At 78.6% G+C, this 7,487-nt stretch carries 3 protein-coding genes; all 3 read right to left on the reverse strand.

Annotated elements, in window-relative coordinates:
- Positions 1-239 precede the first annotated feature (239 nt).
- Positions 240-2,432 carry a hypothetical protein gene (locus ACWCYY_RS13090; RefSeq protein ID WP_449796061.1) on the reverse strand — a complete coding sequence of 731 codons (2,193 nt, stop codon included), beginning with the start codon at positions 2,430-2,432 and terminating at the stop codon, positions 240-242.
- On the reverse strand, positions 2,429-6,058 hold the full coding sequence (locus tag ACWCYY_RS13095; protein WP_449796069.1) for a DUF5682 family protein: 3,630 nt from the start codon (positions 6,056-6,058) through the stop codon (positions 2,429-2,431). The genes ACWCYY_RS13090 and ACWCYY_RS13095 overlap by 4 nt, the downstream gene beginning before the upstream one ends.
- 158 nt (positions 6,059-6,216) lie before the next feature.
- Positions 6,217-7,380 (reverse strand): ATP-binding protein, encoded by a 1,164-nt coding sequence (locus tag ACWCYY_RS13100; RefSeq protein ID WP_345288200.1) that lies wholly within the window; start codon positions 7,378-7,380, stop codon positions 6,217-6,219.
- Between the last annotated feature and the right edge of the window lie 107 nt (positions 7,381-7,487).

Consider the following 7,487-nt stretch of genomic DNA (forward strand, 5'->3'; position numbering starts at 1 on the left):
GCTGCCGCAGCCGAGGAAACCACCGACGGCAAGCAACGTGACGGCCACCGCAACCGCCCCGCCGACCACTGGAAACCCGGCGCCAACGGGCATGGTGCTGATCGGGGCGACGTGGGTGCCGATGGCCTCGCGCACCGCCCGGCCGACCCGGTCTGTGGCGGCGAGCACCGCCCTTCGCCCACCAGAGCGTGCGGCGAAGGGGGACACCCCCGGGTGAGTGCCCCCCTCCGCGGGGGGTTTCAGTGCTCCGGGGCGTGCCAGGAGCTGCGGACCAACTCCCGTTCGGCGAGCGTCAGATGGAGGGCGGCGGCCAGCCATCCCTCCGCGTACGCGTCGCCCGCGTCGTCCGTCAGCCGGCCGAAGACGTCCCGTCCGCGGCGGTCCGCCGCCTCGGCCAGCGCCGTGCCCAGGGCGGCCGCCCGCGCGAACCCGGAGCGGGTGAGGGCGGCGGCGTCGGTCCGGGCCCCGCCGGTCCTGGCGGACTCCGCGACGGCCCGGCGGCCGCCGGCCACCCCGAGCTCGACCAGGCGGCGCAGCCGCCAGAGCGGCGAGTCGCCGAGCGGGTCGGGGCCGGTGGCGGGGACCGGTGCCCCGGCCGACGGCGGGAAGTGCGCACCGACCAGGCGGTCGTAGCCGAGGTCGGCCCGGCCGTTCCAGGCCGCGGGCAGACGGAGCGTCAGCTCCGGCCCCTCGCCCGGTACCGGGGCCACCGCCAGTACCCGCAGGGTGGCCACCCGGTCGGGGTCGACCCGGCCGAGGACCCGGACCAAGGTGCCGGGGTGGGCGGCCAGTTGGCGCAGGTTCTCGACGTGGGACAACTCCGGGTGCCCGTGCGCGGCGGCCAGGCGCAGCACCGGGCCGTACGCACGGTCGCCTGCGGCGGGCTCCGCCGCGACGGGAACAGGGCCGCCCGTGGTGGGGTCGGCCGGGGGGACGGTGGCACCGTCCGCGGCTGCCTCCGGCGGGGCGGAGCCGGGCGCGCCCGGCGAGCCGGGGGACCGCTCGTCCGTTTCCCCCCTTCCGGTGGTGGCGTCGCCTGCGGAGGGCCCTGCCGGGTCGGAGCCGATCGGGCTCAGAGCGGGTCCGGCCGTCCCGGGGGCGGAGCGGGTGGCACCTTCGGGAGCCACTGTGCCGTGGCCGGTTCCGTCCGCGAGGGCCGCGGCGGCAGGGGCCAGCGCGCGGGCCAGGACGGTGTCGCCGACGGCTCCGAGGAGGATCACGTCGCAGCCGACGGGCCGGCGCTGGCGGGAGTCGTCGGCCGGGTCGGCGAGCGGGCCGTCGCCGAGGCGTTCGGCGGCGGCCTCGGACAGCGGGCGGGTGAAGAGGGCGGCCAACGGGCCCGCCGTCCACGGGAGTCCGGGCACCGCGTTGGCCTTGACTCCCTTGCCGGAGCCGAGCCGGCCGTCCGCGGAGACGGTGGCGCCCGAGATCAGCAGGCCGCCGTGGGAGAGCTGTCGGTGGTCCACGGCGGCCGCTCCGATCGCCACCGGCGCGGTGGCCGCGCCCCGGGCCCGGCCCGGTCCGCCCGGGCGGACGTCGGCGACCGAGTACCACCGGCCGTCCGGGTCCACCAGGTGGGTGACCACGCCGCCGTACCCGGTGGCGGTCAGCACCGGCTCGCGGAACACCCCGGTCACCCGGAGCGCGCCGCCCGGCTGGTACGCCCGGCGGGCGGTGCCGAGCAGCGCCGCGTCGCCCCGGCCGGTGCGCACCAGGGCGGTGGTGAGCAGGAGTTCGCGCAGCGCCGCGGTCAGGTCGGCCAGCGGCCGGCTGACGGTGCGGGCCCGCGCGCCGCGCAGGCCCCGCACCACCCGCAGGGCCGCCGCCTCGGCCCGGAGCAGTCCGGCGAGGCGGGCGGTGTGGGCGGCGCGCAGGAGCTCGGCCTGCGGCACGGCCCCGGCGGACGGCAGTCCGGCGGCGAGGACCGCCGCGGCGGCGGCCCACAGGGAGTCAGCCGCCTTGATCTGCGCGGCGGTTGCCAGGGCGGGCGCCTCGGGCTTGGCCGGTGCCGCGGTTTCGGTGGACGGTCGTGCCGAGTCGGCGGCCGGTCCGGTCCCCGCCGCGGAGCTCCCCGGGGCGGGGATCTCCGCCCCGGCGGCAGCCTCGGCCGCCGCGGGAGCCGCGGAGTCGGCCAGCGGGCAGAGCTGGAGCAGCGCGGCCCGGTGCAGGCAGCGCGGCGCGAGCAGGCAGCCGCAGCTCGCCTGCTCCTCCGTGCGGAGCACCCCGTCCGGGCCGGGGGCCAGGGTCACCACCGCGTCCTCGCCGCAGCGGACCGTCACCCCACCGCCCTCGGCCGGCTCCACCGGGAGCTTCGCGTACTGCTCCACGGTGGCGTCGAGCTTCTTGGTCAGGCGGGAGGTGAGGGCGCCCACGGCGGAGGCCGTCAACTCCGGTGCCGCGGGCGGCAGGGCGGTGGTGTCGGCTGCGGTCATCGGTGCTCCCCGCGGAGACGGTCGCCGACCCAGCGGGCCAGGGCGAGGGGACTGAGGGCGGCCACCGGCATCCCGGCGGCGACGAGCTGCCGGGCGATCGGCACCGAGTAGCGCGGGGCGCCGGTGTCGTCCAGCGCCGCACAGCCCATCAGGTGCACGCCGGAGGAGGCCAGGGCCCGGACCTCGGCCAGCAGGCCGCCGACCGAGCCGCCCTCCTCGAAGTCGCTGACCACGACCACCAGGGTGCGGCTGGGCACGGTCACCAGGGAGCGGGCGTGGGCCAGCGCCTTGGCGATGTGGGTGCCGCCGCCGACCTTGACCTCCAGCAGGAGGGAGAGCGGGTCGTCCACCCGCTCGGTGAGGTCGGCGATCTCGGTGGAGAAGGCCAGGAAGTGGGTGGAGAGCGTCGGCACCCCGCCCAGCACGGCGGCGGTCAGGGCGGACCAGATGACGGAGGCCTCCATCGAGCCGGAGACGTCCACCACCAGCACCAGCCGCCAGTCGGCCTCCTTGCGGGCCCGGGTGGAGAAGACCGGCCGCTCGGGGAGGACGACGGTGCGGCCGTCGGCCAGCCGCTGGGTGTGCGCCAGGTTGGCGCGCAGCGTGCGCGGCAGGTCGAGCCTGCCGCCGGGGCGGTGGGTCGGGCGGGGGTTGGCCAGACCGTGCAGCGCGGGGCGCAGCCGGGTGGCCAGCTCCTTGGCGAGCTCCTCCACCAGACGGCGCACCAGCGGCCGGAGCGCGGCGAGCCTGGCCTCGGGCATCCCGCCGGCCAGGTTGAGCACCGAGCTCAGCAGCTCCACCGAGGGCCGGACCGAGGCCGGGTCCAACTCGGCCAGCACGTCGGTCCGTCCGGCCTCGGCCGCACTGCCGAGCACCTCCTCGCGGACCTCCGCGCCGAACAGCGCCGCCAGCTCCTCGGACCACTCGCGCGCGGTGGGGAAGGAGGGGTCGTTCCCGCCGCCGTCGCCCGCCGGCAGGTCGTCCGCACCCTCGCCGCGGCCGGCGCCGTAGAGCTGGTCCAGGGCGTTGGCGTAGCGGCGGGCGCCGTCCGGCAGCTTCTCCGGCTCGCGGCCGAGCAGCAGTCGCCAGCGGTCGGCGGGGGCCAGCAGGGCCTTCTCGTCGGCGGTTCCCCGCGCGGCCGGCTGCGCGCCGGCCGGCAGTGAAAGGTCCGGCCGCAGGTCGGTCGACTCCCGTGCGGCGGAGGTGAGTTCGGGCGCCCCGGCGGTGCCCGCGAGCCCGATCCCGGCGAGCGCCGCGGCGGCCGCGGTGTCGGCGGCGGTCCAGAGGGCGAGCAGCTCCGGCGCGGCCGCCAGGGTGAGGTCGGGCCGTTCGCCGAGCCGGTCGGTGACCTCGCCCAGCAGGCGCCCGCGCGCGGCCGGGCTGAGCGCGTCGAACCCGGCCCGCAGGGCGGGCAGCCGGTCCAGGAAGCCCTGGTCGGGGAGTTGGTCGACGCGGTCCAGCAGCGGGGTGAGGGCGGTCGGGGCGTACTGGAGCAGCGGGCCGCCCGCGGTGAGCAGCCCGGCGAGGTGCCTGGCCAGCCGCCGCCGGGCGTCCGGGTGGGTGGCGGTGTCGATCCACCCGGCGGTGCGGGTGCCGACCAGCTCCGGACCGTCCAGGTCCAGCAGCACCCGGGCGGCCAGCGCCGCGCCCTGCACCAACGGCGAACCGGTGGCGGCGAGTTCGGCCAGGGCGCCGTCCAGGCGCAGGCCCAGGCGGTGCTCGGCGGCACGGGTGGCCAGGGCGGTGAGCGCGGCGGCGTCGGCGAGGTCCTCGCTCCCGGCCAGACCGGGCAGGCCGCGCACGGCGGCGTCCAGCAGGACCTCGGCGAGGGCGGCGGCCTCGGCGCGGGTGGTGTCGGTGGCGCCGGGCAGGTGGCTGCGGCGCAGGGCCTCCAACAGGTCGAGGGCGGAGAGGAGTTCGGGCAGCGAGGCGGCGGCCGGCAGCGCCTCGGCCGCCTCGGCGAGCCGCTCCGCCACCAGGGCGGGCAGGTCGCAGAGGGCAGCGGCGCGCAGTCCGTCGAGCAGCTGCGCGCAGCTCGGGCCGCCGTCGGCGGCCTGCTGCCTGGCCCGTTCGCGCAGGGTTCCGGTGGCGGCCTGTTCGACCGTCACGCCGCGCACGCCCGCGAGGTCGAGCCGGGCCGGGACGCCCGGCGTCCAGGCCGCCCGCCAGCGGGTGGTGAGGGCGGAGCCGTCCCCGGTGCCGGAGACCTCGACGCGGTCGGCGTAGCCGGCGCCGCAGACCTCCAGGCGCTGGAGCAGGGTCTCGCGGCGGTGGTCGAGGGCGGAGCGCAGCGGGTCCAGCCGCAGCTCCCGGGAGTCCGGGTCCTCCGGGTGCGGCAGGCGCAGCTCGGCGAGCTCGGCCTCGACGGCCGGGCCGAGGCCCGAGCGGGGGGTGCCGGGGGCCGTCCGGCCGCGGTCGGTGCCGACCATCACCGTCTCCAGGGCGCGGGCCAGGGCCCTTCCCCGGCCGAGGAGTTCACCCTGGCCGAGCACGGTGGTGACGGACTCCAGCAGCTCGCCCCGGCCGGGGGCGGGCAGACCGCGCAGCCGGGCCAGGTCGCCGGCCAGGCGGAGCGTCTCGGCGGCCTCGCCGGTGCCGGCGGGGTGGCCGGCGGCGCGCAGCTCCCGGCAGACCTCGGTGACGGTCCGGGCGGCGGCCTCCTGGACCAGCTCGGGGGAGCCGCCCGCGGTGAGGACGGCCTGCTGCCAGCGCGGGTCCCGGATGCCGGCGGGATAGCCGGAGCGGGCGTCCAACAGGCCGAAGGTGTACGGCACCAGAGAGGTCGTCACCTCAGGCCCGTCGGACGGCACGGACGGCACGGACGGCACGGGCGGGAGGGCGGCGGGCTGCCGTGCGGCGCTGCCCGCGCCGGAGCCGGCCTCGGCCTCGGTGCCGGTTGCGGGCTCGGAGGTGAGACCGACCGGACCGTCCGCGTCGGACCCCGCCTGCGCGGCACGGAAGGCCGAAGGGGTGAGCGCGGCGGCGTGGAAGGAGCCGACCAGGACGGCGACCCGGCGGCCGCCCTCGGCGGCGGCCGCGACGACCCGGCGCATGTGGGCCTCGCGGGCGAGGTCCACGGCGGGGACGCCGCCGCGTTCGGCGGAGTCCTGGCGCAGCGCCCAGCCGACGGCCAGGGCGGCGCGGCGGACGGCCTCGGGCGTGCTGCCGGGGGCCCTGACCTCGACGGTGCGGTCCCACAGGTCGTCACCGGCCCGGCCGGTGTTCCCGGCGACGAGGCCGTCGGCCCAGGACGGCCCTGGGCGTTCGGCCTCGGCCTCGGACGGCCCGGAGGCGGACCAGCCGGCATCGCCCAACGGCAGGTCGCAGCAGCGTACTTCGACCCCGTTGTGGTGTGCCCAGCGGATCGCGGCCAGCTCGGGGGAGAAGTCCGCGAACGGGTAGAACCCGAGCCGCCCGTCCGCTCCGGCACCGGCCAGCGCCACGGGGGCGACGGTGCCGGGGTCGGCCAGGTGCGGCAGCCAGCGGTCGAAGTCGGCGGGCAGCTCCACGCAGAGCACCTGCGGTGCGGCCGCCGCCAGCAGCTCGGGCAGGACGGCGGCCAGCGCCGGGCTGTGGTGCCGCACCCCGATCAGGAGCGGCCCGTCGCCGTCGGCCAGTTCGGCCATCGCCGCCCGCGGGTCGGCTGCCGCGGCGCCGCTGCCCGGGCCTGCGGCGGTGGAGGGCGGGGCGGGAGTGGTGGCCGCGCCGCGCAGGGCGGCGTCGGCACGGCCGCCGGCCGCGCCCGGGTGCGCCGGGGCCCCGGGGGCGGAGGTCTGAGGCGTCGTCACCGGAGGTTCTCCCGCAGGTCCCAGAGGCGGCGCCACAGGGCCGAGCCGTCCTCGGCGCGGCGGCGGACGGGGCCGTCCCAGTAGCCGAGGAGGCGCGCGTGGTCGGCGGGGTCGTCCTTGCGGACGGCGCCCAGGAGGTGACCGGGCATCAGGTCGAGGGCGTCGGCGGAGGTGCCGGGGAGGTAGGCGCGGGCCAGGCCGAGGGAGGAGGCGACCTGGACGGCCTCGGCGGTGGACATCACGGTGCCGGGGCGCTCCACGTCCCAGCCCTCGGCGGAGCGGCCGCTGCGCAGGTCGCGGAAGACCGTCACCAGGGCGTCCAGCACCGCGTCGTCCACGCCGAAGGCGGCCCCGGCCCGCTCGACGGCGGAGCCCGCGCGCTCCCGCACCAGGGCGGTCTCGGCGGCCGCGTCCGCGATGGGCTCCACGGTCTCGAAGTTGAAGCGGCGCTTGAGCGCGGCCGACATCTCCGAGACGCCCCGGTCCCGCAGGTTGGCGGTGGCGATCACGGTGAAGCCGGGCGCGGCCGGCACGGTGGCGTCCGGCGTTCCGGCCAGCTCGGGGACGGAGACCCGCCGGTCGGAGAGGATCGAGACCAGCGCGTCCTGGACCTCGGGGAGGCAGCGCGTGACCTCCTCGATCCGGGCGACCTTCCCGCTGCGCATCGCGGTCAGCACCGGCGAGGCGACCAGCGCCTGCGGGGTGGGTCCCTGGGCCAGCAGCAGCGCGTAGTTCCAGCCGTAGCGGAAGGCGTCCTCGGTGGTGCCGGCGGTGCCCTGGACGGTCAGCTCGCTGGTGCCGCTGACGGCGGCGGAGAGCAGCTCGGAGAGCATCGACTTGGCGGTGCCGGGCTCGCCGACCAGCAGCAGTCCGCGCTCCCCGGCCAGGGTGACCACGCAGCGCTCGACCAGCGCGCGGTCGCCGACGAACTTGCGGCTGACGGTCAGCGAGGCGGGCAGCTTCGTGCCCTTGCGGCGGGCGGGGGCGAGGGTCAGCGCGCCGTCGCTGCCGCAGACGAAGGTGACGACGGCGCTCGGGGTGAGCGCCCAGCCGGGCGGGCGCGGGCCGCTGTCGTGGGCGGCCAGGAAGGCCAGCTCCTCGGCGTGCTTCTCCTCGGCGGGGAGGACCTGCCGGGCGGGCTGTTCGGTGACGGTGGTCATCAGGGGTTCCTCGGTGATGGGGGCCGGGGTGCGGCGGGGCCGAGGCCTCGCTGAAGGACCGTCGGATCCTCGGCGAGGAGGGCTTCATCTCGGTCTTCGTGGTGGTC

It is taken from the genome of Kitasatospora sp. NPDC001664 (assembly GCF_053596675.1).

Excerpts from the sequence above, each read along its gene's own strand:
- ACWCYY_RS13090 (WP_449796061.1), bottom strand. The coding sequence starts at position 2,432 with ATGACCGCAGCCGACACCACCGCCCTGCCGCCCGCGGCACCGGAGTTG.
- ACWCYY_RS13095 (WP_449796069.1), bottom strand. The coding sequence starts at position 6,058 with ATGGCCGAACTGGCCGACGGCGACGGGCCGCTCCTGATCGGGGTGCGG.
- ACWCYY_RS13100 (WP_345288200.1), bottom strand. The coding sequence starts at position 7,380 with ATGACCACCGTCACCGAACAGCCCGCCCGGCAGGTCCTCCCCGCCGAG.